This window comes from Metallosphaera javensis (ex Sakai et al. 2022) (assembly GCA_021654415.1).
In the GTDB taxonomy this organism is placed as follows: domain Archaea; phylum Thermoproteota; class Thermoprotei_A; order Sulfolobales; family Sulfolobaceae; genus Metallosphaera; species Metallosphaera javensis.
In genome coordinates this window covers 1,105,480-1,128,850 of sequence record AP024487.1, presented here as the reverse complement: position 1 = coordinate 1,128,850, position 23,371 = coordinate 1,105,480, and the positions used below count along the sequence as shown (strand labels likewise).

Below are 23,371 nucleotides of genomic sequence, written 5' to 3'. Positions count from 1 at the left end.
TGTACTACTTTACAATTAAAAACCTATCATCACTTAAGAAGCAGTCTTTCTGGGTTTAGTATCTTTGACGAGATCAAGATAAGAATAAGGGAGGCCACAAATGTCCCCAGGTAAAGGGAGATCATGGACAGGGTTAGACCAAATACCCCGTCTAGTAAGCCTCCCACAATTTGAACGTAAGGTATCAGCAGAATGAAGGAGAGCGATCCCAGGGATCCGAAGTTGAGGATAAGGGAGGAGAACGACGCAAGCATGCCGAAACCCGTGATTATGAAGTTGATTATCTGAACGTTCCTCTGGGATCCGCCTATCAGGATCAGTAACACGAGGGAGATCGATGCGGTGAGCAGGACCATGAGTAGATATGCCACGATTACGGAAAGAGAGAAGCTTAGGGTCACTCCTGCATTTCCGCCCACTATGAAGGGGGCAAACACGGAGAAGGCCACTAAACCCACAAGGTCGCCAATTGACGAGATAGCCCCAAGGGCCATTGAAATTATCAACTTAGCTGATATAAACTGGAATGGAGAAATTGGAGAGGCGAGAAGGGATTCCAGGGTTTTCCTCTCCTTTTCTCCCAGTACTCCGTCAGTTAAGAAAAAGATCACCGGTGTGGCTGCTGGAAAGAGAATTAGCGAGATAACCCTAGCCAGTTGGCCCAGTCTGTCAGTGCTGCTCGAGGCCGCTTGCTTACTGGGCTTAATGTAACCCAGTTCAACCTCCAGCGGTTCCCTCACGGCAGAGGGAGAAACGTTCACGTGGCTCTCATTGGCAAGGAACGAGATCCTCTGTATTGACGTATTGTACAGGATTTCATAGAGGCCGTTGTTCACTATGGTCTGGGCATTATTTTGGGACGAGATAAGGACTACCTCCCTTACTACTGCGATCCTGTCTATGTTGGAGATGTTATTCGCGAAGCCTGGAGGGAAAATTATCTCCACATCAGGGACAATACTGAAGTTGTTAACGTAAACCACTCCACCATGACTTTTAACATAACTGGCCAGATCGTTCACGTACACGTTGTTCGAAGTGTCGTTATTTATTATCCCCACTGTGGGCGGTTGTGATGCCACGGAGGCGTAAATTATTACGCCAATGAGGGGGAGGAGGAAGAGGGGAAGGAGAATTGAGGCAAGGAGAATCTTCTTATCCCTTTTCAGGTCTATCCATTCCTTTCTGAGAAGGTCGTAGAGCATCATCCCTCACCCACCAGTTTTATGAAGGATTCTTCCAAGTTCCTGGTCCCAGTCTCTTCGATTATTTCCTTAGGCCTGCCCAGCTTTATCCCCTTCCCGCTATTTATCATGAGGACCCTGTCACACATGTATTCCACCTCGAGAAGGTTGTGGGAGGACAGGATCAGGGTGGTATTTCCCTTCATTGATCGGATCATTTCCCTTATTCTAACGGAGGATTCCACATCCAGCGCGGAAGTAGGCTCATCAAGTATCGCCAGCCTGGGATTTACCATGAGGGTCCTGGCTATGATAAGACGTCTTTTCATACCCCTGCTGTACTCCATAGCCCTATCGTAAATCCTGTTCCCCAGGGACGCGATCTTCACCCCTCTCTCCAGAAAGGTCTCCTCAAGTTTCCTATCTCCCCTGGAGTAAATCCTCGCGTAGAATTCTAGGTTCTCTATTCCTGTAAGTCTATCGTAGGGAAAGGCATCTTCAGGCATGTAAGATATGTAACCCTTCATTCTTGCTGACCTGGGACTCTCCCCAAATACCTTGACGTCACCAGAGTAACTTGTGATGATCCCGCTGAGTACCCTAAGCGTTGTGGTCTTACCCGCACCGTTGGGCCCAATAATCCCAAAGACCTCTCCCTCCTCGACATCGAAACTAAGACCGTTGAGGATCATCTTTCGTCCCACACTCTTGTACAATGCTGTAACACTCACCGCTGGATGGTCCACGATCATACACTATTGAAAGTGGATTGAACTAATAATAATGTTTTCAAGAGTGTGTTTATTGATAGGGGGAATCAAGGATAGGCTAACTGAGGCTCTGCTGAAGTACGATAAGGCATCCATAATTTTGAGGGTAGCTATCTCCATAGTTGATGAGAGGGGTAGGGGAGAGGTAGGGGACTTCGATTATAGGACCTTGACATCCAGATTGTTGGAGTTGGGTTACGATTTTGAACCCAAGATGATATTGAGGGCGTTGGAAAGGGATTACGGTATTATTGAGACGTCCTACAAGTCAAGCAACCAGCACTGGTGGCGGTTCATAGACCTTGAATCGGTCAGGGAGTCCCTGGATCAGGGAGAGGAGGATCCAGAAATAGTCCTGATAAGGACCCAGGCCATGAGCCTTGGGCTGGAGGATCTGGAGAGGAAGCTTCAGTCCCTCCTACAGAGGGGTGTTAAGAGTGACGTGGATAGGGCAATTTTCAGGAAAATTGCTTTTGAGGATCTTCCCCTCCTCCTAGACGTATATAGGAGATCGGTCCAGTTCGATGAAACCAAGGACATTACCACTAGGATCAAGAAAATTTTAACGTTAGCCTCCAGAATAGCAAGGAACAGCAATGCAAAAATTAACTATTCGGGATTTCCTGAAAAAGAAGGGGAAAGAAAAGATAACCATGCTGACAGTCTACGATTACTCCATGGCAAAGATATTGGGGGAGAGTGAAATTGACGGGTTTCTGGTGGGAGACTCCCTGGGAATGAACGTCCTAGGTTTTCCGTCAACGCTTCAGGTCACCATGGATCACATGGTACACCATACTAGGGCAGTCGTGAGGGCGTCACCGAGGCAATTGGTAGTGGTGGATATGCCCTTCATGAGCTATGAACCATCCAATGAGGTTGCAGTAAAGAATGCCGGGATACTAGCCAGCGAGGGAGCCGACGCGGTGAAGCTTGAAGGGGGAGTTGAAGTGTACGACAGGGTTGCCAACATAGTGAAGTTTGGTGTCCCCGTCATGGGTCATATAGGTCTCACACCTCAGAGATATCTGACCCTCGGTGGATACAGAACTGTGAAGGATGAGTCCAAGCTCATCTCAGATGCCCTGGCTCTGGAAGAGGCGGGCGTCTTTTCCATAGTGATTGAGAACGTTTATGCGGAAATAGCCAGAAAGATAACTGAAAGGGTATCCGTGCCCACCATTTGTATAGGTGCCGGTCCTTACTGCGACGGCCAAGTGCTAGTTATTCATGACCTGCTAGGTATGGGGGATATTCAACCTTACTTCTCAAGGAAATACCTTGACCTGAAGACTGAGATCAGGGAGGCAGTTAAAAGATACGTTGATGACGTGAGAACTGGCAAATTCCCTGGGAAGGAAAACTACAAGTCAAGAGAGAGCTGAGATAATCTATCAGCCATGAACTTCATTGCGCTTTTCAGGACTTCCCTGTTATTGTAACCTGTCAGGATTTTCTTCCTTTCATCTTCTCCCAATCCCTTCACCTCTAAAACCTTGTTCCTCAAGGCTGGTATTGCCCTTGTCACATTGTCCACAATTGTCACGTTAGCAGTTAGGGAAGTCCTAGAAAGCGGGTTAAGGTCTATGGCTATTACCTTCTTCCCCATTCTTACGAGCGCCTCCGTCCTGTCACCATCCTCAAGGCCCAGCAGGACCACGTCAGCGGAGAATATCCCCCTCCTGCTTACCCTTCTCCTCTCACTGAACAGCTCTGGGATGGTCTCCGAGGCATCCTCTCCCACACCGAGGACCTCCTTTGCTCCAGCATCCCGCAGGACTTTCTCTATTGCCCTCTCCCTCATCTCATCCCTGTAAAAGAGGTTTACCTCAAGTTTAGCCGGAATAGTATCAGCCAGTTCTACGATCTCCCTTGGTACAAGTGCAGCCACATTGCCATTGACCGAAATCACGGGGTTCTTTGCCTCCACCAAAAGAACTGCTGCCTCCAGGATAGCCCTCTCCGCGAAATCCCTGGTTCTCTCCCCTATGAGGTAATCAAAGCACTCACCTCTACCCTGTGCAATCAATCCTTGGGGAACAACCACGTCTTTATCAAGCGCCTCTACCAGTCTCTCCCTAGTTAGTATGGACTCTCTTCTGGGGTGATTTTCTGGCACTATTCCACGTACGCTCCTCGACTTGCGATCCTGTGTTTTATCCATGTGTCGGACTCCGGTTTCCCCAATTTAAGTATTAGTCCCTTCTTTCTGAAGGAGTTCGGATAGGGACTTCTGAACCCTAGCGCTTCTGTAAATTTTCTTGACACCTCAAAGAACTTTATCAGGGAGGGATTGCTTAGGAATTCGTCAATCAGGACTAACGAAATATCAAGAGGCTGAAGTATGGACTTCGTGGGGAGCATCTCCAGCGGTTTCGAGTAGATGTCCTCAGAGAATATGTCGAGGATCCTTATCTTTCCGTGGGGCGGAAATCCAGGTCTCTCCCTGTAAACTATGTTTCTACCAAAGAACTGGGAGACCACGTCTCCCAGTCCGTTCCCCGAAATGACCTCGCTCTCATGGGCCATGAGGACCGCATGCTCCAGTTCTAAGCCCTTTATCTGTGACGCGCCTAAGGCGTATGCTAGACTTATAGAGGCGCTCATTCCGTATCCGAATCCCAGGGGTACTCCGCTCTCAATCTCTACCCTTACCTTGCCCATTCTGGCCTCTAGATATTCTATATTTTTCATTTTTACTAGATTTCCATTGAGATACACTCCTTCCCCTTGTGTCACCCTAGCGAAGGAGTAGGGCTCCAGTATCACCGTAATTCCCACGGAGCCTGACTGTTCAGCTCTCTCAGAGATGAAGGGACGCCAGACACCGGAAACACTGATAGGTATTACTACGTCGACCATTAGGTGAATTAAGGTAAATATATTTAAATGTTCTAACTTCTAAACCATCCGAATGCTATTAGACGCTTCCATCTTCAGTAGGGCCATTGCTATAATGGGGTTGGAACCCATAAAGAAGCAGATGGTAACTGAGGAGAAAGAGGTTATTATAGGCAGGGGAACCTCCATGTCGGGTTCCATATTACAGTACCTTAACCCCAGGGTTACAATGGCCCCATCCAAGTTTGAGGATGGAAGCGTCTACAGGGTTGTGGAGAACAGGGGAACTTTCTCAAAGTTGGACGTGCCTTCCGGTATCACCTTCAAGGAACTTCTTGACAGGCTGTCTAGAGATAATCTATACCCGGCCCTATTTCCCATGTATCTAATGGGAAGCGTCGGTGGATTCGTTGCAACTAACGGTTCAGGATTTGGTAGTTACAAGTTCGGTTTTGTTAACTATAAAAAAATAGTCCACGAGTTCAAGGATAAGTTCACTGTTTCACTCTTAACAGTGAACTATGGAGAGCTAGTGGAGACATCAGAGGAATCAAAATTCTCGTGGACAGGTATTGTCAGAGATGGAGAGGAAGTTTACTATGTCCCATCAATTTACTCTGGATTGCTCGAGAAAAGAAATGGCTCAGTTGATACGGCCAAACTGATAAAGGAAATTTCTTCGTTGATGGAAAAGTTACTGGGTAATAGCAAGATACCTATTTGCCTGAGGTTCGAGAAGGTTGTGGATGTACCCAACGTGGAGTGGGCTGTGGGTTACGTCATTAACTACAACTCGCCATCTAGGCAGGTTGTGAAATGTGGTTCCATTTCTAAAGACGAAATTGACGATCTATTCTCCTTCCTTAAAAAGAACCCTTCCGTGGTCCCCTTTCCCAATCTTCAGGGATATTCAGAGATAGAGAAAACAATACTCAATAAGTTCGATAAGGATATCAGGGTTCCAAAATACGCCAATACCATCAAGGCCGAATATCTAGAGGCCCTGAAGTGTGTAAACTGCGGTAAATGCTTGGATTCCTGTTTAGCTTACAGGACAACCCAGGACTACTCAAGGTCACCTCCAGGGAAATTCAGCAGGCTTTTCACAGGGGAGGTTAATTTTGAGGCCTGTTTCGGGTGCATGGAATGCCAAGATGTATGCCCCGTGGGTGTGAATATTTCCAGCGTGACGGAAGCTCTACCCAAACTCAAGGAGAAAAAAACAGTGACGCCTATAGATACCCCTCAGGTTTCCTTTAGAATCAGGGAAATGGAAAAGATGGTAGATGATAAGTATAAGAACAGACCTCCCGTCATGCTCTTCGCTGGATGTGCAGCCAAGTATGACATGCAAGGAATTGAGGGATTTTTGCAATTTTTACTAGATAAAGGAGAAGAGCTCAACAATTACTCTCCAAGAGTTAAGGTGGTAGATGGATCATGCTGTGGTTTTGATAAACTGATCGCTGGAGATGTTGAAGGAGCCAAGGCAGACGTCATGAGAATTAAGGAAATGAAGGAGAAACAGGGGTTGAAAGGAGTGTATTTCCTCTGTCCAGAGGGGCTATACGTTTACAATAAGCTGAGTGGTGAACAGGGAGTTCTTGCATATGAACTCCTCAAGGATAAAGTGAATGGAACAGTACATGTAGGTTGTTGGGCTCGAAAACTAGGATATTCAGGGGAGGACAAGGAATGCGCTGGATCCTATTTCACTACGTATCACGGTAAGCTCGTGCAAATTAAGAGCAAGAAAGTTCTCACTATTTGTCCATTTTCCACTTGGAAATTCAATACAACCTCTGTATATGGGTCTTTTGCTAGGCTTGAGCCTACAAGGAAGCCTGTTGAGGAAATGAACATGGAGGTTAACGAGGAGGAGATAATAGACACGTTCAGGGACGTGCTTAAGAATGCGATTCTACTGTCAGCTGATGAAGTTGCAGATAGGGCGAACTCGTGGAGCCTAGGAGGTAAGTCATATTTCGTGCTCCTATCAGTCCCTGTTATAAGGAAGAAATTCACGAATACCCTAATACAGAAGCTAGGCCGTAATGCTGAACTGAAAAACTATTTTAACAAATTAGTAAATAATCAGTTCTCTCTGGAGGAGAAATCCAGCAGGTGGAGCGAGATAGTTAATGGGATGAACTTCGATGAACTGGCTGATGAGCTAATAAAGAGGGTTGCCAATTCAGGGAAACTAGAATACGAGTCAAGGAATTTAGTTAATAAACCGGAGTTTAGATCTGCCGTACTGGAGGACATTCTAAAGAAGATAGTTACTCCATTAGTTATTCAAGATATAATAAAGAACATAGCATACATGTGAACGTGATAGGGATACTTGTTCTTGCAGGAGGAGAGGGGTCTAGGTTCAGGGGAAACAAGTTATTGGCCAAGATAAAGGATGTCCCCGTACTGGGATTGGTGCTGAACGCTTTACCCCGGGAAAGGGTGATAGTTGCGGGAAAGTATGCACCAGAAATTATTGCCCAATTCCCAGACGAGATAATACTGTATAACCCCTACTGGAAAAATGGAATATCCACATCCCTTAAGTTGGGAATACGCTACTTCAGGGACTCCGAAGGCGTGCTGGTTGTGCTAGGGGATATGCCCCTCATAACTAAGGATACGATCTCCAAAATATTGAACCACTTTTCTCCTTCATGTAGTGCAGTTGTTCCTGTACATGAAGGAGAATGGGGTAATCCTGTCCTTCTCTCAAAAAAGTTATTTGATCAGGTGGATAACCTCACCGGTGACGTGGGAGCCAAGAACATTCTCAAAAAAAGGTCGGATCTGTGTTTCGTGGAGTGTGGGGAAGAAGTGCTCATTGACGTTGATACAGAGGCTGATCTAATCGAAGTTTCTCGGCGGCTGTCTTAATTGCCTCAACGATGTTCTGGTAACCGGTACATCTGCAAAGGTTACCAGAGATACCTTCTCTTATTTCCTCCTCTGTTGGGTTAGGATTCTCTTTCAGGAGCCAGACACTCTGCATGATCATGCCAGGGGTACAGTAACCGCACTGCAGAGCATGCTTATCCCAGAACGCTTCCTGAACTGGGTGAAGCTTTCCGTCCTTGGCTAGACCCTCGATTGTGGTGATCTCCGAGTTATCTGCCTCAACAGCTAGAAGAGTACACGACTTAACGCTTTTTCCATTCAGGAGGACCGTACATGCACCGCAGTTTGATGTATCGCAACCTATATGTACTCCGGTGAACCCTAGATCTCTCAGAACGTGTACAAGTAGTCTGCGGGGTTCCACTTCGGTCTCCATTTCCTTACCATTAACCTTGAAGGTTACCTTCACCTTTTGATCTTTCTCGTACACCTTCATTCTGTTCACCTCTTCAACGCATCTTGTAAAGCTCTCTTGGTCATAACCTTTGTCATCTTTTTCTTGTATTCAGCGCTTCCTCTTATATCCGAGGTGGGGTTAGCGTAACTCATGGCCTTGTCTGCTGCCTCCTCTATAAGCTTCTCATCCGGTGACCTATCTAGAAGTATTTTCTCCGCCTCAGTAGCTCTTACCGCCTTATTGTTGACGGCAGTGAGTCCTATCCTGACATCCTTAACTATCCCTGCCTCCTTCTTCAGGAGAACGGCTACCCCCACTATGGCGTAATCTCCTGCCCTCCTTTCCAGCTTCTTGTAGGCAAAGGAATACCCCTTGAAGTCAGGTATCACAACCTCCTTCACCAACTCTCCAGGATTTAGATCTGGGGAAAACATGTCCTTTGCGAAATCCCTGAAGGGTTCCTCCCTTTCCCCCCTGGTACCCTTAATCCTCACCACAGCATCCATTGCAATCAGGGAAGCGGGATAGTCAGCAGCCGGATCCAGATGAGATATTACTCCTCCTATGGTACCCATGTTCCTGACCTGGGGATCAGCTACAGTGGCTCCGGCCTCGCTCAACAAGGGCAGGTTAGCCTTCACAATCTCATAATGTGTAGTAAGCGCGCCGATCCTTATCTTACCGTCTTCCCTCTTGATGAAATGAAGGTCTTTCAAACCCTTCAACTCCACTAGATATGAGGGTCTGAGTATCCTGAGTTTTAACATGGGAATCAGGCTATGGCCACCAGCAAGTGCCTTGGCATCTTCATGCTTTTCCAGGAACTCATTTGCCTCATCTATCGAGTCGGGTATAACATAACCGAACTTTGGCGGGTACATATAACCCAATGATCTGCAACGTATAAATGTTTTTCATGTACCTTGTTTCAAGTACTTCTCAGGTCTCTTTTTAAACTCCGCCATGCACATGGGGCTACAGAAATAGTATGTTTTACCCTTGTACGTGTATGTATAAGTAGATGCTGAAACTTCCTCTCCACACACGGGGTCCTTCAAATTTTTCAGCCTAAGACATTGTGGTAGTTCCACAATTTATTTCTTAACTTTACCACTTCTCCCACAATTATAACGGCTGGGGATGAGACGTTGTTTTCCTTAACGCAGTAATCCAGTCTTTCCAATGTGCACTCCACAACCCTTTGGGAAGGAGTGGTTCCCTTCTCTATAATGGCAACAGGTTCCCTCGGATCCCTAATCCCAAGAATGGCTTTCTTCACCTCATCTATCTTGGATATTCCCATCATAATCACGAGGGTTCCCTTCCTGGGAATATAGTCCGGATCTATACTGGAGCCATCGGCCTTGGATCCCGTAAGTACGCAGAATCCCGAGGAAAACCACCTTGATGTTACAGGGATTCCTGCATAGGCCGGAGCTGCTATGGCGCTGGTAACTCCCGGGACAACTTCGCAATCAATTCCCCTTTCTGTCAGGAAAGAGCATTCCTCCTCTCCCCTCCCAAACACGTACGGATCTCCACCTTTCAATCTTACTACTAATTTACCCTCCCTGGCCTTCTGAAGGAGTATTTCATTTATCAGGGACTGGTTATACGACTCGCCAAGGTTTTTCCCTGCATATATGAGCTCAGCGTCTTTCCTGGTGAATTTAAGTAAATCCTCGGAGACCAACCTGTCGTATACTACAACATCACAGGAGCTCAGAAGCTGTAGTCCCTTCACGGTGATGAGTCCTGGGTCACCAGGTCCAGCGCCAACTAGAACAACTCTTCCCTTCATCTCTGAACTACTATTTGCTGGAGTATAAAACTGACATCGTGTTGATCCAAGAGCTATGTTTACTTAAATTGCGTTAATCCTTCTCACAATGTAGACCCCGAACATTATACCCTCTAATAGCTTCACTCCATAAACTAGGATCAGCACGTTGTTCAGAAGAGCTGTCTGAGACACCTCAAAGAGATTGGAGTAAATGTAAAGTAGAAGGACAAAGAACAGATCCGCTCCAAATCCAAGTGAATATAGAATAAATTTCTCCATGAACCTCAGGGAAGGTACAACGTAACCAACTATAAATCCTCCAATAAACTGAAAGATGAAGGACATCACGAATATTATCTGCTGATGTAGTGCCACTGTATAGATCTGAGGAGTAAACCACGGGATCATGAGTAAAACCCCAATGATAATAAGGAGCCACGCTTTTCCTCTCAGCAGGACCGAGGTTACTGGAACCCTCTCCCCATCCTGATCCTCCACATATTTCTCGTTGGGTGTAGAGCTATGCAGTACATACCAGCCGAGCAACCCTCCTGCCAGAATGGGTCCCTGGTAGGAGATGAGTCTGAGCAGAGGATCTCCTAGTATATAGATAATTGCAGATATGAAAAGGAGTGCAATACCGGTGACCTCACCTATTTTAAGATAATTCATGATTATCACGGTAAGTGTATTATGTACACGACCTTTCCGTCTTCATTTTCCTTCTTGAGTATCTTTACCCCTTGGTCGCTCATGGCCATGGCCCACATATCAACCTGGTCAGCCTGTACACCGGGTGTGGCGAACACCTTGATATCTCTGTTACCTCCAGTTTCTAACCAGAATTTCATCAAGGTAACTGCAGGAGAGTTTGCCCCACAACCTCCCGATTGCTTCGTTAAGTCTACCTCATCGGTCATTTCACGCACCTAATATATCATGTTGGAACTGGCCCTTAAGATATTTTTGTTCTCGAGGTAATAGATTCTGTCCCATCCTCTCCTCCTCATTTCTTGGATTACGGATAGGATCACGGACTCAGCGTTACACAGCAGGGTAGTGCATTCGGTTAAGGATAAGTTATCCACTTCGCTCAAGAGTTTTCTCTCCCTATCATCACCGGAGGAGAGAAGTATTACCCTCCTGTCCTTGGTGGAAAATATTGGAGAGTGGAGGAATTGCTCAAACCTTTCTGCCCTACTGATTTCGCCAAAGATCTCTGACATCTTCAGAGAGGCAAAGTAGGCAATCCCGTAGTTCCCGGACTTTCCCACGAAGAATGGTTCATGGCCTAAAGGAAGAGGTTTACCCTGCTCTACCTTTTCCTCAATCCCGGCCAGCCCGTATAGGGTTTTGAGGGTGGAGAAGAAGGAGAGGGTTCCTGGAAGTTGTAACTTGGGCGTGTAGGGTATATCCACGATCTCATCAGCCTGCTCCGCAATCCTCGATCTCGGGTTGGCCGTTACCACGTAAATCTTGCTCTTACCTTTAAATTTTTCTAGTAACCATTGATAAACTACGGGTTTTCCTGAAACCGACACTATAACCAGAGATGCGGGAGGATCCCACTCCAGTAGGTCATACGGGTCGACGCATCTAAACTTTCCCTTACTTATCCCCTCTATGGCCAGGCATGCTGCGTAGGAATCTCCCGCTCCAGTTATCACTCCTCTCTCCAGTTTGACGTGTACCCTAGGTTCCACGTTGCGAATAGCGTTGGCCTCCTCCTCAAGAGCCTCGATAAACAAGGTATGATAAAATACGACTTCTCCGGTTATAAACGGCTAACTGAGAGGAACCGCATGATCACGAGAAATTCATGTGGTGCATTGCTGATGTTTGTGGCTATCCCGCCCTGAGGGGTGAGGTTTTCCGAACCTTTATAAGTTGAACAGGCTCTACTCAATTCAAGGAAGAATCTTGAAGATATTAATTAAGGCAGGATTGGCTTACGGAAAGACAGATGTGCTGAGAAATGTTCACTTGGGTATAGAGGGATCTAGGCTAGTTGCCGTGACAAGGGAGGAACCAGAGGACTTCGAGGACGCGGAACTTGTTCTAGGAGGCAGTGATAGAATCGTTTCTCCTGGGCTAGTCTCCACACATACCATTCTCTCACTTTACCCCTTCAGGTACTCAATAGTTTCAGGTAGGAAAAACCCAAACGATCTGGTTTCCTCAATGACGCAGAACGACGTTTATCATCTGGCTATCCTAGGTGCTTATCATCTTCTGAGGGTTGGAGTTACCACCGCAGTGACTGCAGATCCCTATCCGGAGAGCGTGGCGAGGGCCATGATTAAGGTGGGAATAAGACCCATAATTGCAGTTAACGTGGGTTGTAGCTGGGGCCCGTCGGACTGGAAACGGGAGTTCATGGTTCTCCACGAGAAGTGGAGCGGGGGAGAGACCAGGGTGGTTCTGAAACTGTGTGATGCCGAAGAACTTGGCGAGGTCACAGCCGTGTCCAATGAGCTCGGAGTTCCCGTCTTGATAGACAGGTCAGTCAACCTCACAGAGAACACGCCAAATAGGGTGATAGCTCTGGGTGGAGGATCCAGAGGAGATCTCTCAGTTGTGAAACAGCGCGGTTTGGGGCTCTCGTTTCTTCCGTCAGTGGAGGTTTGTAAGTTCACCCTGGGCTCGTACTCACCCTCAATTGCCTTGGACCTCAGCTTGAGGTATGACCCCAGAGCGGAACTGGGATTTGCCGTTTCCAGGTTATTGCTCACCCCTGAGGAGGCCTTCAGGTCAGCCACTCTCTGGGGTTACAATCAACTCCTCATGGGCTATCCTCTGGAGATAGGTTCCACTTCAGACCTGGTCGTTTATCAGGTGAACGAGCCTCCCTTCTATCCTCTTGACCTGACATCACCTTACGAGACATTGGTGTTCTCTACAGGAGTCCCAGAGACTGTGATTGTGGGAGGAGAGCCAGTCCTTGACGGAACTGTTCCCCTGAACGTGGGGAGCAAGGACGTGGAGGAGGTACAGGAGATTATCAATGAGTTTGGGGAAAAGTCGCATCTGGAAAAGAATTGAGATAATCGGGGACATAGCGGTCATTCCCATACCCTTCGAATACGAAATCAGCGAGTTAAAGAAATACGCAGAGGAGGTAATGGAGAGGACCAAGGTGAAGTCAGTGTGGGGTAGGAAGAGGGACGTTTCAGGGTTGTACAGGCTTCCCACCTATCTTCATCTGGCTGGGGAGGCTAGGAGCGACACCATTTACAGGGAACACGGTTGTTCCTACTATCTTGACATACGGAAGGTCTTTTTCTCAGAGAAGTTATCATATGAACACAGGAGAATAGCGGAAAAGGTCAGACCCGGGGAAAGGGTAGGAAACCTCTTCTCGGGGTTTGGTCCCATCTCAATTCTGGCTTACAAGTTGAGGAAACCAGAGGTAATATATTCCATTGACATCAATCCCTACGCCTATTACTTCATGATGGTGAACGTGGAGCTCAATGACGCGTATGGAGTAATACCCATGTATGGTGATGCGTTCGTCAGACTTAACCAGCTTGAACCCTTGGATAGAATAATCTCGCCCCTGCCAGAAAGGGATAGTGAGGCATATCAGCTGGCCTTGTCAAAGCTTAAGCCTGGAGGCTATCTTCATCTCTTCGCGGAGGTGGAGGTGAAACGGGGTGAAGATCCGGTGAGAAAGGCCATGTCTACTTTTCCAGGAGCGATAAAGGGAAGGGTGGTAAGAAGCGTTAACCCTGGAAAGTACCACGTCATTCTGGACATAAGGAAAGAGGTTTGACGCGTTTCATATCAGGCTCTTGATCCAAGAACCAGCGAAAAGTGTGGCATTCTTGAAATCCGTGAAGACTCCCCTAGACTTAAGGTATCCTCTAAACTTAACCTCAACCAGGTAAAGGAAGAGACCATTCTTAACTTCTCTACAGAAACGTATCTCATAATTCCCTATCCTTGTCACCCTCCTCTGACAGGCCATGACGCCCAAGTTCATTATTTCCAGTTCCTGTGGATCCACAGGTATTATTCCAACTTGGGCTAAATAACTGTTCCATCACCTAATGCTTTTATTTTGGATGGCCCACTAAACAGCAGATTAAGTTGTCAAGGACAGATCTCATTGAGACCCTCAAGTCCGGCAGAGTAGATTACGTGAGAGTAGAGTTCATAGACATCCTAGGTCACGTGAGAGGAAGATCCCTTAGAAGGGCAGAGTTTGAGAAAATAATGACGCAGGATCTTGGGGTTCCCTATGCCGAGTCCCTGGTCATGCTGGATTTTCAGGACAGACCATTGATGTCAAGGTACGAGGATATGATAGCTGTGCCTGATCCCCAGTCCTTCGTAATAATTCCCTACCTGGAGAGGACAGCCAGGGTACTTTCCTTTCTCTTTTCATCGGACGGGACACCGTTACCCTTCTGCACGAGGAGCCTCCTGCAGAGGGCAGTGAATAAACTGGAGGAACACGGCCTCAAGCTAGAGACTTCCTTTGAGCCCACCTTCTACCTCCTCAGAAACAATCAGGGTAGTTGGGAGACAGCTGATATGGGAAAGGCCTTTTCTCCTGAGGGCCTTATGGATCAGCAGGACTTCTTGAAGGATGTGATCAAGCACCTTGAAATGGTTGGCGTGCAGGTGGAAATGATAAACAAGCATTATGGTCCCGGACAGTATGAGATCACCTTCTCCTCAGCTGACGTCATGAGCGCGTCTGACTATCTTATTACAGCTAGGGAAGTAATCAGGGACGTGGCTAAGATTCATGGGAGGATGGCTACATTCATGCCGAAACCCTTTGCCAATACACCCGGAAGTAGCATGGATATCTACCTGAGGCTGGTGAAGACGGATGGCTCCGATGCCATGCTGGATTCCAATGATCCCAAGGGAGTGGGGTTAAGCAGAACCGCCTATGCATTCTTTAGCGGAATCTTGGAGCACCTGGGATCAATCCTTGCAATAGCCTCCCCCACGATAAATTCCTATAAGAGGTTTAAGGAGCTGGTGACTCCAAACCTAGGCGGGATGGGTTCGGAGAGACACTTCCTCCTCAGGATACCCAGCAATATAAAGGAGCAGAAGGCAATAGAGTTCAGGCTTGCGGATCCGTTGACCAATTCCTACCTGCTGTTGTCGGCAATAATCTTGGCTGGTATAGAGGGTATAGAGAAGAACTTGGATACGGAAATTAACAGCGTTGTCAAGAGCATTCCGAGGGATTTGAGGGAAGCCCTGAGCTATCTGGAAAGGGACACCTCCCTGAAGTACTCCATAGGGGACGAGTTGATAAGGGCATTCCTTGAGCTGAAAACGAGAGAGATAGACGAGTATGAGTCTTTCATAACCCAGTGGGAAAGGGACGCATACCTCAAGGCAGGATGGTAATGTTAGCTGCAGTTCTTCGAGAGTTTGGAAGACCTCTCTCCTTAGAGGACGTTCCTACTCCTCCGGGATCCGTCAAGGTGGGAGCCACTGGGTTATGCCACGGAGATGTACATGTGCTTACGGGACAGTGGAGTTGGGACATCCAGACCAGGTTACCTCTGGTTTTGGGGCACGAGATATCCGTTGTGGATGAGAGGGGAAACGCGTTTCTTGTTTATAACGCCAGGGGATGTGGCACATGTAAAGAGTGCAGGTCCGGGGTTCCACAGTTCTGCGAGAGGGTTGAGGTTCTGGGTATTCACAGGAATGGAGGGTTCGCTGAGAGGATTGATGTCTCAGGCTTCCCCCTAGTACCCGTGAGAGGTTCACCACTTGAGGTTGCTCCGTTGGCAGATGCGGGGGTTACAGCCGTGAGCTCGGTGGAGGGGATAACTGAGGGAAGCAGGGTTGCAGTGCTCGGAACGGGAGCAGTCGCGCTATTCTCTATCCAGCTTCTCAGGAACATCAATTCCGAGGTGTGGGTAGTGGGTAGGAACTCCCTGAAGCTTAAGAAGGCCAAGGAACTGGGGGCAGACGAAGTGGTCTTCACCAAGGGAGAATACTCCACAGATCTCTCTAGCTCCGTGGGGACAAGGAAATTTGACTTTATTATAGATTACGTGGGCAGTGACCTCACCCTAAAGGAGCTACCATGGCTACTGAGGAGGACCGGTGAGCTCAGGGTTGTGGGCGAGTTTGGGGGAGAGCTGACCATACCGGGCCAGCTTCTGGTTCTCAGGGGACTCAGGGTTAAGGGAATACTTTATGGAACCCTGAGCAACTTAAAGGAGGTAGTGGAGTTATTTGAGAAGGGTAAACTTAGGACCTTAACGGTGCCCTATCCTCTGGAGGAGGTTAATCAGGCAATCATGGACCTTATGGAAGGGAGAATAGCAGGGAGGGCCGTAATTTATCCTCCTACTTCCTCCTTATCCTGATCCTAGAGGGGGACTTGCCTTCCAGGGTTACGTCCACCCCAAGGAACTTTCTCGTTACCTCTATGTTAGTTTCAGTGTGCTGGGTAAGGAATGAAGCTGAGTACTCCAAGTTCGCAAATGCTGAGAAGATCACCAGCATATCCCCCATGTGTGAGTCCACTCCGGCACCAGTTTTCAATTCCCTGACCAGATCTGTGCCAGCTTTTCTCCCAACGTTTTCCGCGGTAACTCCTATCTCTCCTATGCTATTTGCTCCCATGACCGAGGATCCGTAGGCTGCAAGCACTATTCCTGTGCCCTTACTTCCCTCCTTGGTTATCTCCTCCTCTATGTTCACGGGAACTTTGAACTCCTTCAAAACCTCCATTGCTCCCGTCACCTGCCTTCTGGCAATGTGGGATGGCAAGGAGGTGACATGTGATATCCCCCTTATCTCCCTCAACTCACCGAAATGGCTAAGGACCGAGTCACTCGGTTCACCCCTAAAGCCGTAGACCACCACCTCTCCTCCTCCTTCAGGATAGTGGCCCCTCCTCTTAACCTCTATCTTCCCGGTGATACCCATCTTCTCCAGAACTGGGATGAGAACAAGCCTCATGTAATCCACAGGAGGAGATAGAGGCACGTCAGTTCCTCCCCTTATCCTAAGGGAAATCTTTCTGTTGATCATCACCGGGATGGCGGTCATGGCAATTAGCGTCACGCTCCCAGCAGTTCCCACATCCACGGAGAGGTCTCCCTCAATAACGTTCCCAGGTTCAAATGCTAGCTCCGTAGATCCAAGGTAGTCCCCTCTCACCCTGGCGTTGGTGAGCATCTTCATAACCCTTACACTGGCTAGATGTTGGGGTTGAAGTCCCGGGTTCTTCCTCTTTGCCCTAATCCTCCTTATTCTGAATCCCCTTCCCGTGAGACATGAGAGTGTCAAAGACGATCTCAGGATCTGCCCTCCACCTTCACCGAAAGAGCCATCTATCTCGAGCACGGAAGTAGATTCATGAAGGTCAAAATAAAGGCTATAGCTAACCTTTCAGGTCACGAAAGGTTAGCTGTCATCCCCCTGGCAGTACACGGGAAGTATCTCCTGGGCCTGAACTTTTATGAGGACGTGGAGGGGGGAAGGCTAGCCAGATTCGTGTTGGTCGAGGACAAGTATGGAGAGGTAAACGACGTGAGGGTAGTGGAGGGCGATAAGGTGATAGTGAGGGCAGAGGGGGTGAGGGAGGACATGGAGAGACTATCAAAGGTCATAAGGGTGGAGAGAACTAGAGTAACCGAGAATATCCCTCTCATACTAAACCCCAGGGTGGAGTCCAGAATAGAAGGAGAGGAGAGGGGAGTTAGGGGGTATCTCAATTACGTGAACAGATATGGGAAACCGGATCTCAGGAAACTCGAGGGTGTAATATCGCTATCAGTGGAGGAAATCCTCGAGGGTTGAGGATCTGGTTATCTTACCCAGCCTCACCCCCACCCTCCTGAGTCTCCTCCCGTCAGACTCTATGATTCTGCGCAATAACTCCTGTGCCACTGATAGTGCCCTGTCCTGAGAAATGCCAAACTTGAAGCTCCTTCCCTTGCTCACTATATCGAGGTCCTCCATGATCGCCACAACGTAGATCTCCATGGGTATACCATCCACCTTTGAATACGCTTCCACTATGGATTTCTTCAGGGATGGAAGTATCTTTTCAATGTCCCTGGTGTTCTCTGGTAAGGTGACATATCTTCCCCTGTGGGTTATTTCCCTAGTCTTCACAGGGTCGTGGTAAGTGTTATTTGCCAGACTTAACAGGTAATTTGCCTTGCTTCTACCCACCAGCCTAACCAGTTCCTCGGTCCTGTTGCTAACATCGCCCAGCCTGCTAATTCCAGCCTTCCTCAAAACCTCCTCTGTTATCTTCCCAACTCCCGGCACCTTGGATATGTCAAGATTATCTAGAAACTCCTTAACCTGCTCAGGATAAACTATTCCCAATCCGTCAGGTTTATTCATGTCAGCAATTATCTTAGCAATGACCTTGTTCGGGCCTACACCCACTGTCACCCTTAACTTCTCCTTTTCAAGTATTTCTGCCTTCAACCTCATCGCCAGTTCCCGGGCCTCATCAAAGTTTTTCACTCGTCGCGTTATGTCCAGGTAGGCCTCATCAATACTTGCCACCTCAAGTCTGTCACCGTAGTTGGATATAATCTCCATCACCCTCCTGGACATCTCCTGATAAACTTCCTTTCTCATGGGAAGAAAGATAGCGTCCTTTCCCATCTCCTTTGCCTTGATTATGGGCATTCCTGCCTTGATTCCCAGTTTCCTGGCCTCATAGTTTGATGTGGCCACGGCTCCGCTGTCCTTGCTCCTGCCAGAGTAAACGCAGACCACCACAGGCTTACCCCGCAACGACGGGTTCAGGATCTCCTCGATCTGCGCATAGAAATAGTCAAAGTCAACAAATAATACAATCATCTACAAATTACTTTTACTTCATTCTTTTTTAGCCTTTCTTCAACCTGCTCAAGGGTTGGGGAAGCGGTACCTCCTAGCCTTTCCACTTTAAGAGCCGAGGCCGTAATTGCAAAACGTAAAGCCTCCTCCACTGTCTCGTCCTGGGAATACTTAACGTTAAACGCTGCGTCAAACACGTCACCTGCTCCCGTGGTGTCCACAACCTTCACTTTGAGGCCATTTGCCTCGCACTCAATCCCATCCCCCAGTACTATGGCTCCTCTACTTCCACGCTTGATCACGACCAGCTTTGCGTCTATCCTTGACCCCAGCCTGCCGTACTCCACCTCGTTGGTGTAGATTACGTCCACCTTCTCCCCTCCATATTCCGCTGCATAGGGTCCCGGATCGTAACTGACCAGCCTTGCACCCTCGTCGTATATTACGGAAGTTGGAGGTACCGAGGCGAAGTGAATTACATCGAACATTCCCCTCATCTTGCTAACGTCTTCCGGCGTGGGAATCAACGAGTGGGTCTTCTTCCTGATCATGGAGATCCTTCCATCCTCTCTCAGGAAGATTACAGTGAGGTTAGGCTCAGCGTCCACTTCCTCCACGTAATCAAGCCCAACCCCTTCTTCGGCCAGTTGAGTCATTAATGATTTCACTATGGGAGATCTGCCAATTTTTGCCAGTATCTTGGAGCCATGTCCCAACCTGTGCACGCTTAGTGCATAATTGGTCGCCGCTCCACCTGGAAAGATGTTTAATGTATCCGTATAGAAAGGATGATCTGGCTCAGGAATTCTATCTGCCTTCACGATGATGTCCACATTGAGCTTTCCCACCGATAGATGAACTGGTATGGTCAGTTAGCCGCCACCTCTTCACATTTCTGCCCCAAAGGTTATCATCACGGAGAAAAAGGTTATTGGCATAGACTATAAGATTTCCCCAGTTTTATCTCCCATCAAGGTTCCGGATCACCCGGACCATTTACGCAACCTTGGAAGTTAAATTCAAAAATATTGACGCAAAAAAATTGCTGATGTCCCATGGCTGAGATCAAAGAAGTTAGAAAAGTTGAGACTGGAAGGGCAAGTATTCATAGTCATATTACGGGTCTCGGCGTGGATGAAAATGGGAAGGCCAAATTTAAGGCTGATGGACTCGTGGGACAGGTTGAGGCCAGGGAAGCAGCCTGGGTGGTTGTACAGTTGATAAAACAGGGTAAAATGGCAGGTAAAGGAATCCTGCTAGTGGGGCCACCTGGAACAGGCAAGACGGCCTTGGCCGTGGGCATAGCCAAGGAATTGGGAGAGGACACTCCCTTCAACACGCTCAATGCCTCAGAAATATACTCCGTGGATCTCAAGAAGACGGAGGTGCTCACCCAAGCCCTAAGGAAGTCCATAGGCGTTAGGATAAGGCAAAGAAGAATGGTTTATGAGGGGGTAGTAAAGGACATCAAGATGAGGATTGCAAGGAGCAGGCTCAACCCATATGTTCAGATGCCCAGGGAGGTGGAGATAAAGCTTGCAACCAAGGATGAAGAGAGAACGCTCACCGCTGGCGAGACCATAGCTGAGCAGATAAGCAAGATGGGAATAAGGAAGGGGGACGTGATATGGATTGATGCGGAGACTGGAAACGTAGTCAGGACTGGAAAGGCCAAGGGAGTGGAGGGAGTAAAGACCTTTGACATAGACACTGGAAGAACCGTGGAGATCCCGAGTGGACCGGTAAAGAAGGAAAAGGAACTAACGAACACGTTCACCCTTTACGATCTAGATTTGACCCTAGCGGCTCAGAGCATTTCCATCACAGCGTTGTTCTCGCTGTGGAGTGAGAGGGAGGTTAGTCAGGACATCAGGAAACAGGTGGATGCCTACGTGAAGGACATGATCAATAAGGGTACTGCGGAGCTCATACCTGGAGTTCTCTTCATAGATGACGCACATATGCTGGATATAGAGACGTTTTCCTTCCTGACGAAGGCTCTGGAAGCTGAACTGGCTCCCATACTGGTTCTAGCCACTAATAGGGGGACCACAAAGATAAGAGGCACAGACGTTGAGGCGCCACACGGTATGCCCCTAGACTTACTTGACAGGCTCCTCATCATAACAACCAGGCCCTACAGCAAGGAAGAGAGCAGGGAGATAATCTCCATAAGGGCGGAGGAACTGGATATTGAACTGGAGCTAGCAGCTCTAGACGAACTCACCAACATGGCTTCAGAGGAGAGCCTAAGGTACTCCATCCAGCTACTTGAGCCATCACGGGTTATAGCAAGGAAATCTGGAAGGGGAGTGGTTAAGGCTGAGGATGTGAAGGAGGCGTCGAGGCTGTTCAGCGACCTGAAGAGAAGCGTTAAATATGTGAAAGAGTATGAGAACCTATTCCTTAAGTGATGACTGGTCGACGGCTTGGACTTGATGACTTGATCGTTGCCGGGCTGAAAGGAAATCCTTCAGGATTCTGTAGGTCATCCCCCAGATAATGTAGCCATGATACACGAAGTGGTCATTTTCTTCTCTAAGTTCACTGGGATCAACCCAAAACCACTTATCTACTTCTCCATCTATCTTCACCTGTGGTGAACTTGTGTAACCAACGAACACGGCAACTCTCATTTCCCTGTTGTGGGGAGAGTATATTCCTAGGTAACTTAAGTTGGTTGGTGTGATCCCCACCTCCTCCTGAGCTTCCCTCACGGCAGTCGCCTCGCAACTCTCATCCCCGTCCCTATGTCCGCCGGGAAGTGCCATATGTCCGCTCCAGGGATCTCCCTTCTGATCAGCCCTTTTTATTACTAGAAATTTCCCGTCATCCCTAAGAATTAGCACAACCGCAGCGTCACATTCCATAATTAGAATATTTGGTAACTTCATTATAAAGCATTAAAGTAACAAAAGCATCTAAATCAACTCTTTCCCTATAAGTAGAACCTTGGGACTATAGTCTTTCTATGTTTCAGAATCTTGATGGAGATATGAAGGTGCTCCTCCATAATCTGTTTCGTGAAGAGACTGCAAATACCCGCGTCCATAACTCTCATCATTGTCTCCCTCAAGGTCTTGGAGATCTCATCGATGTTAATTCCCTTGATTATTTCAACCCCTTCCTTCAACGAGTCTTGTGTGGCCCATAGATTAAACCTAGTTACAGGGCTGTACAGTATTTGTTCCACGTAATAAAGCGGTTTCCAAGAGTCCAGGGCATGTCCGTGATCTATGATAAGACCCTTTCCATCTTTTGCCATAACATGTTCCCTCTTGAGATCCACGTTTAGCAGGAATTCCTCAAATGGTAGGGCCATTCCCAGCTCGAAAAGGTTAGTTACGTTGTTTCCTTCAAATTGCTCAAGACGATCCATAGAAAGTGCGTGTTTACCGTCCTCAAGTTTGACTAACTCAACCTCATTCACAGGAAGACCAAGCGATCTACCCAGCGCAGACGAGAAAAGTTCAGATGATATTTCTAGGGCAACGTGAACATCCCTTTCTCTTTTTGGCATTTTGATGAATTTCACTCGCTGGCAGTTCACCACTAGCTGAAAAAATTACTTGTTCTTGGTTTGGATTTTCCTCTCTGGTCTGGTATGTAGCGGAGATATATCGCTGAGTCCATGGGAGCGTGCTCCGGTCTGTTCAGCGAAAGCTGAGCTGATTGACTTAATCAGTTCCGGGCAAAGATGTCCAAAAAGTCGTAAAAAATAAATGAAATGATAACTCAGTGTATTACCCATGAGTTCTACTAAACCAATAATAAGAATCCTCTTACTCCTGGTGATAATTGGAGCATTAGTTTATGTTCTTCATGTGGTCCTATCGGCCTTTATTACCTCCAACTCCAAGCTTGTGCCTTACGTTAATGATGTTCAGCTTGGACTGGACGCGGCCTTAGTAGGTATTGGCGGTTATGTGGTCATTAGAATCATTAAATATGCTCTGGAGAACTATCTGGCGACGAGAGCTGACAAGGTGACCATAAGAACGGTGTCTCTCGTAGTGGATCTAGTCCTCTATACTCTACTGGTGTTGGCCATTCTTTCCGCCCTGGGGGTTAATCTCACAGGGGCTGCGATCGGCGGTGCAGTAGGCGGTGTGGCCATAGGTTTAGCCGCTCAGACCGTGGTCTCTAACATTCTATCCGGTGTAATGGTAACATCTAGCAGGACCCTACGACCTGGAGATGCAGTAATACTCCAATCGTGGATCTGGTCACCCCCAATTGTTGGCGAGGCGGAAAGGGTAACCCTCCTCTTCACTGAGGTGAGGACCATATCCGGGAACCTAGTCAAGGTTCCAAACTCGGCTTTCCTAGGAAACACCGTCTTCACTAAATTAAAGGAGGACGGGTCTTTCTCATATCCTTACCAGCTTACAGTGAATGCAGATGTGCCAGGTAACCTATTGCTGGAGCGAGCTCGTAACATAATAGAGGACGAATTTAAGAACATGAAGGCCCAGCTACCTGAGATCTCGTTCTATAACAAGAACGGATCTACCAATGTTTTTCTCGTTGTGATAAGGCTCGATGAGATGAGAAATCTCACCCGCTACCTTGATACCGTGAATAAGGCCTTCGAAAGAGCGTACTGGGAACTCAAGGGAAAGTAGCTGGACCGAGCCACGATTTAGTAATTACGATTTGAAACATCTACCGTTACATGACTTTA

At 47.7% G+C, this 23,371-nt stretch carries 28 protein-coding genes; 11 read left to right on the top strand and 17 right to left on the bottom strand.

Annotated features, from left to right (window positions below):
• Positions 1–29 precede the first annotated feature (29 nt).
• Both QVC96_RS06590 and QVC96_RS06585 read right to left on the bottom strand, forming a co-directional pair.
• Positions 30–1,208 carry an ABC transporter permease gene (locus QVC96_RS06590; RefSeq protein WP_287690315.1) on the bottom strand — a complete coding sequence of 393 codons (1,179 nt, stop codon included), beginning with the start codon at positions 1,206–1,208 and terminating at the stop codon, positions 30–32.
• The gene (locus QVC96_RS06585; RefSeq protein ID WP_238025439.1) at positions 1,205–1,936 is read right to left on the bottom strand and encodes an ABC transporter ATP-binding protein; all 732 of its coding nucleotides are present in this window, start codon (positions 1,934–1,936) and stop codon (positions 1,205–1,207) included. Before QVC96_RS06585 ends, QVC96_RS06590 begins: the two co-directional genes overlap by 4 nt.
• A gap of 43 nt (positions 1,937–1,979) precedes the next feature.
• Here QVC96_RS06585 and QVC96_RS06580 point away from each other — a divergent pair, with 43 nt between their 5' ends.
• Entirely contained in the window at positions 1,980–2,657 is a 678-nt protein-coding gene (locus QVC96_RS06580; protein WP_287690314.1) for a hypothetical protein, read from the top strand.
• Complete coding sequence (gene panB / locus QVC96_RS06575; protein WP_287690313.1) at positions 2,551–3,339, top strand: 3-methyl-2-oxobutanoate hydroxymethyltransferase; 789 nt, start codon at positions 2,551–2,553, stop codon at positions 3,337–3,339. Before QVC96_RS06580 ends, panB begins: the two co-directional genes overlap by 107 nt.
• Here panB and QVC96_RS06570 read toward each other — a convergent pair.
• Positions 3,318–4,118: a 4-phosphopantoate--beta-alanine ligase gene (locus tag QVC96_RS06570; protein WP_287690312.1), complete on the bottom strand. Its 801-nt coding sequence runs from the start codon at positions 4,116–4,118 to the stop codon at positions 3,318–3,320. The two genes, panB and QVC96_RS06570, sit on opposite strands and share 22 nt — an antisense overlap.
• Positions 4,073–4,816 carry a GHMP kinase gene (locus QVC96_RS06565; protein WP_287690310.1) on the bottom strand — a complete coding sequence of 248 codons (744 nt, stop codon included), beginning with the start codon at positions 4,814–4,816 and terminating at the stop codon, positions 4,073–4,075. Before QVC96_RS06565 ends, QVC96_RS06570 begins: the two co-directional genes overlap by 46 nt.
• A gap of 52 nt (positions 4,817–4,868) precedes the next feature.
• Here QVC96_RS06565 and QVC96_RS06560 point away from each other — a divergent pair, with 52 nt between their 5' ends.
• Together QVC96_RS06560 and QVC96_RS06555 are read left to right on the top strand one after the other, a co-directional pair.
• Positions 4,869–7,127, top strand: a complete 2,259-nt coding sequence (locus QVC96_RS06560; protein ID WP_287690308.1) for a 4Fe-4S dicluster domain-containing protein — start codon at positions 4,869–4,871, stop codon at positions 7,125–7,127.
• On the top strand, positions 7,124–7,687 hold the full coding sequence (locus QVC96_RS06555) for a nucleotidyltransferase family protein (RefSeq protein ID WP_238025431.1): 564 nt from the start codon (positions 7,124–7,126) through the stop codon (positions 7,685–7,687). The genes QVC96_RS06560 and QVC96_RS06555 overlap by 4 nt, the downstream gene beginning before the upstream one ends.
• On the opposite strand, the gene cutC is transcribed toward QVC96_RS06555, so the two are convergent.
• The 7 genes from cutC to QVC96_RS06520 form a co-directional block, all read right to left on the bottom strand.
• On the bottom strand, positions 7,632–8,144 hold the full coding sequence (cutC, locus tag QVC96_RS06550) for a glyceraldehyde dehydrogenase subunit gamma (protein WP_287690306.1): 513 nt from the start codon (positions 8,142–8,144) through the stop codon (positions 7,632–7,634). The two genes, QVC96_RS06555 and cutC, sit on opposite strands and share 56 nt — an antisense overlap.
• Positions 8,145–8,149: 5 nt before the next feature.
• Positions 8,150–8,986, bottom strand: a complete 837-nt coding sequence (gene cutB / locus QVC96_RS06545) for a glyceraldehyde dehydrogenase subunit beta (RefSeq protein WP_287690304.1) — start codon at positions 8,984–8,986, stop codon at positions 8,150–8,152.
• 33 nt (positions 8,987–9,019) lie between these two features.
• Positions 9,020–9,151: a YHS domain-containing protein gene (locus QVC96_RS06540; RefSeq protein ID WP_425597987.1), complete on the bottom strand. Its 132-nt coding sequence runs from the start codon at positions 9,149–9,151 to the stop codon at positions 9,020–9,022.
• 17 nt (positions 9,152–9,168) lie between these two features.
• Complete coding sequence (gene cobA / locus QVC96_RS06535; protein ID WP_287690303.1) at positions 9,169–9,906, bottom strand: uroporphyrinogen-III C-methyltransferase; 738 nt, start codon at positions 9,904–9,906, stop codon at positions 9,169–9,171.
• Positions 9,907–9,969: 63 nt separating this feature from the next.
• Complete coding sequence (locus QVC96_RS06530; RefSeq protein WP_287690301.1) at positions 9,970–10,560, bottom strand: hypothetical protein; 591 nt, start codon at positions 10,558–10,560, stop codon at positions 9,970–9,972.
• Between the two features lie 5 nt (positions 10,561–10,565).
• Positions 10,566–10,808, bottom strand: coding sequence for a hypothetical protein (locus QVC96_RS06525; RefSeq protein ID WP_238025426.1), 243 nt, complete (start codon positions 10,806–10,808; stop codon positions 10,566–10,568).
• A gap of 9 nt (positions 10,809–10,817) precedes the next feature.
• Entirely contained in the window at positions 10,818–11,636 is an 819-nt protein-coding gene (locus QVC96_RS06520) for a hypothetical protein (RefSeq protein WP_287690299.1), read from the bottom strand.
• Between the two features lie 139 nt (positions 11,637–11,775).
• Between QVC96_RS06520 and QVC96_RS06515 the strand changes: the two genes are divergently transcribed.
• Positions 11,776–12,930, top strand: a complete 1,155-nt coding sequence (locus QVC96_RS06515) for an amidohydrolase family protein (RefSeq protein WP_425597983.1) — start codon at positions 11,776–11,778, stop codon at positions 12,928–12,930.
• A complete protein-coding gene (gene taw21, locus QVC96_RS06510) occupies positions 12,893–13,663 on the top strand; it encodes a tRNA 4-demethylwyosine(37)-methyltransferase Taw21 (protein WP_287690298.1) in 771 nt (256 codons plus the stop codon). Before QVC96_RS06515 ends, taw21 begins: the two co-directional genes overlap by 38 nt.
• Positions 13,664–13,669: 6 nt before the next feature.
• Here the strand turns inward: taw21 and QVC96_RS06505 are convergent, their stop codons facing one another.
• Positions 13,670–13,897 (bottom strand): hypothetical protein, encoded by a 228-nt coding sequence (locus QVC96_RS06505; protein ID WP_238025422.1) that lies wholly within the window; start codon positions 13,895–13,897, stop codon positions 13,670–13,672.
• An 83-nt stretch (positions 13,898–13,980) separates the two neighbouring features.
• On the opposite strand from QVC96_RS06505, the gene QVC96_RS06500 reads away from it, so the two are divergent.
• Positions 13,981–15,267: a glutamine synthetase family protein gene (locus QVC96_RS06500; protein WP_238025421.1), complete on the top strand. Its 1,287-nt coding sequence runs from the start codon at positions 13,981–13,983 to the stop codon at positions 15,265–15,267.
• Positions 15,267–16,244, top strand: coding sequence for an alcohol dehydrogenase catalytic domain-containing protein (locus QVC96_RS06495; protein ID WP_287690296.1), 978 nt, complete (start codon positions 15,267–15,269; stop codon positions 16,242–16,244). The genes QVC96_RS06500 and QVC96_RS06495 overlap by 1 nt, the downstream gene beginning before the upstream one ends.
• On the opposite strand, the gene rtcA is transcribed toward QVC96_RS06495, so the two are convergent.
• The gene (gene rtcA, locus QVC96_RS06490) at positions 16,225–17,229 is read right to left on the bottom strand and encodes an RNA 3'-terminal phosphate cyclase (RefSeq protein ID WP_287690295.1); all 1,005 of its coding nucleotides are present in this window, start codon (positions 17,227–17,229) and stop codon (positions 16,225–16,227) included. The two genes, QVC96_RS06495 and rtcA, sit on opposite strands and share 20 nt — an antisense overlap.
• A gap of 12 nt (positions 17,230–17,241) precedes the next feature.
• Between rtcA and QVC96_RS06485 the strand changes: the two genes are divergently transcribed.
• Entirely contained in the window at positions 17,242–17,685 is a 444-nt protein-coding gene (locus QVC96_RS06485; RefSeq protein WP_238025418.1) for a hypothetical protein, read from the top strand.
• On the opposite strand, the gene QVC96_RS06480 is transcribed toward QVC96_RS06485, so the two are convergent.
• Both QVC96_RS06480 and QVC96_RS06475 read right to left on the bottom strand, forming a co-directional pair.
• The gene (locus QVC96_RS06480) at positions 17,659–18,708 is read right to left on the bottom strand and encodes a DNA polymerase IV (RefSeq protein ID WP_287690294.1); all 1,050 of its coding nucleotides are present in this window, start codon (positions 18,706–18,708) and stop codon (positions 17,659–17,661) included. The genes QVC96_RS06485 and QVC96_RS06480 overlap by 27 nt on opposite strands.
• On the bottom strand, positions 18,705–19,535 hold the full coding sequence (locus QVC96_RS06475; RefSeq protein ID WP_287690293.1) for a PfkB family carbohydrate kinase: 831 nt from the start codon (positions 19,533–19,535) through the stop codon (positions 18,705–18,707). The genes QVC96_RS06480 and QVC96_RS06475 overlap by 4 nt, the downstream gene beginning before the upstream one ends.
• A gap of 207 nt (positions 19,536–19,742) precedes the next feature.
• Between QVC96_RS06475 and QVC96_RS06470 the strand changes: the two genes are divergently transcribed.
• A complete protein-coding gene (locus tag QVC96_RS06470) occupies positions 19,743–21,101 on the top strand; it encodes a RuvB-like helicase (protein WP_287690292.1) in 1,359 nt (452 codons plus the stop codon).
• Here QVC96_RS06470 and QVC96_RS06465 read toward each other — a convergent pair.
• Positions 21,087–21,557, bottom strand: coding sequence for an NUDIX hydrolase (locus QVC96_RS06465; RefSeq protein ID WP_287690291.1), 471 nt, complete (start codon positions 21,555–21,557; stop codon positions 21,087–21,089). The genes QVC96_RS06470 and QVC96_RS06465 overlap by 15 nt on opposite strands.
• Before the next feature lie 68 nt (positions 21,558–21,625).
• The gene (locus QVC96_RS06460) at positions 21,626–22,222 is read right to left on the bottom strand and encodes a hypothetical protein (protein WP_287690290.1); all 597 of its coding nucleotides are present in this window, start codon (positions 22,220–22,222) and stop codon (positions 21,626–21,628) included.
• 214 nt (positions 22,223–22,436) lie between these two features.
• Between QVC96_RS06460 and QVC96_RS06455 the strand changes: the two genes are divergently transcribed.
• Positions 22,437–23,312 (top strand): mechanosensitive ion channel domain-containing protein, encoded by an 876-nt coding sequence (locus QVC96_RS06455; protein ID WP_287690289.1) that lies wholly within the window; start codon positions 22,437–22,439, stop codon positions 23,310–23,312.
• The last annotated feature ends 59 nt before the right edge of the window (positions 23,313–23,371 follow it).

Excerpts from the sequence above, each read along its gene's own strand:
- QVC96_RS06590 (WP_287690315.1), bottom strand. The coding sequence starts at position 1,208 with ATGATGCTCTACGACCTTCTCAGAAAGGAATGGATAGACCTGAAAAGG.
- QVC96_RS06585 (WP_238025439.1), bottom strand. The coding sequence starts at position 1,936 with ATGATCGTGGACCATCCAGCGGTGAGTGTTACAGCATTGTACAAGAGT.
- panB (WP_287690313.1), top strand. The coding sequence starts at position 2,551 with ATGCAAAAATTAACTATTCGGGATTTCCTGAAAAAGAAGGGGAAAGAA.
- QVC96_RS06570 (WP_287690312.1), bottom strand. The coding sequence starts at position 4,118 with ATGGATAAAACACAGGATCGCAAGTCGAGGAGCGTACGTGGAATAGTG.
- QVC96_RS06565 (WP_287690310.1), bottom strand. The coding sequence starts at position 4,816 with ATGGTCGACGTAGTAATACCTATCAGTGTTTCCGGTGTCTGGCGTCCC.
- QVC96_RS06560 (WP_287690308.1), top strand. The coding sequence starts at position 4,869 with ATGCTATTAGACGCTTCCATCTTCAGTAGGGCCATTGCTATAATGGGG.
- cutC (WP_287690306.1), bottom strand. The coding sequence starts at position 8,144 with ATGAAGGTGTACGAGAAAGATCAAAAGGTGAAGGTAACCTTCAAGGTT.
- cutB (WP_287690304.1), bottom strand. The coding sequence starts at position 8,986 with ATGTACCCGCCAAAGTTCGGTTATGTTATACCCGACTCGATAGATGAG.
- cobA (WP_287690303.1), bottom strand. The coding sequence starts at position 9,906 with ATGAAGGGAAGAGTTGTTCTAGTTGGCGCTGGACCTGGTGACCCAGGA.
- QVC96_RS06530 (WP_287690301.1), bottom strand. The coding sequence starts at position 10,560 with ATGAATTATCTTAAAATAGGTGAGGTCACCGGTATTGCACTCCTTTTC.
- QVC96_RS06525 (WP_238025426.1), bottom strand. The coding sequence starts at position 10,808 with ATGACCGATGAGGTAGACTTAACGAAGCAATCGGGAGGTTGTGGGGCA.
- taw21 (WP_287690298.1), top strand. The coding sequence starts at position 12,893 with ATGAGTTTGGGGAAAAGTCGCATCTGGAAAAGAATTGAGATAATCGGG.
- QVC96_RS06495 (WP_287690296.1), top strand. The coding sequence starts at position 15,267 with ATGTTAGCTGCAGTTCTTCGAGAGTTTGGAAGACCTCTCTCCTTAGAG.
- QVC96_RS06485 (WP_238025418.1), top strand. The coding sequence starts at position 17,242 with ATGAAGGTCAAAATAAAGGCTATAGCTAACCTTTCAGGTCACGAAAGG.
- QVC96_RS06480 (WP_287690294.1), bottom strand. The coding sequence starts at position 18,708 with ATGATTGTATTATTTGTTGACTTTGACTATTTCTATGCGCAGATCGAG.
- QVC96_RS06470 (WP_287690292.1), top strand. The coding sequence starts at position 19,743 with ATGGCTGAGATCAAAGAAGTTAGAAAAGTTGAGACTGGAAGGGCAAGT.
- QVC96_RS06465 (WP_287690291.1), bottom strand. The coding sequence starts at position 21,557 with ATGGAATGTGACGCTGCGGTTGTGCTAATTCTTAGGGATGACGGGAAA.
- QVC96_RS06455 (WP_287690289.1), top strand. The coding sequence starts at position 22,437 with ATGAGTTCTACTAAACCAATAATAAGAATCCTCTTACTCCTGGTGATA.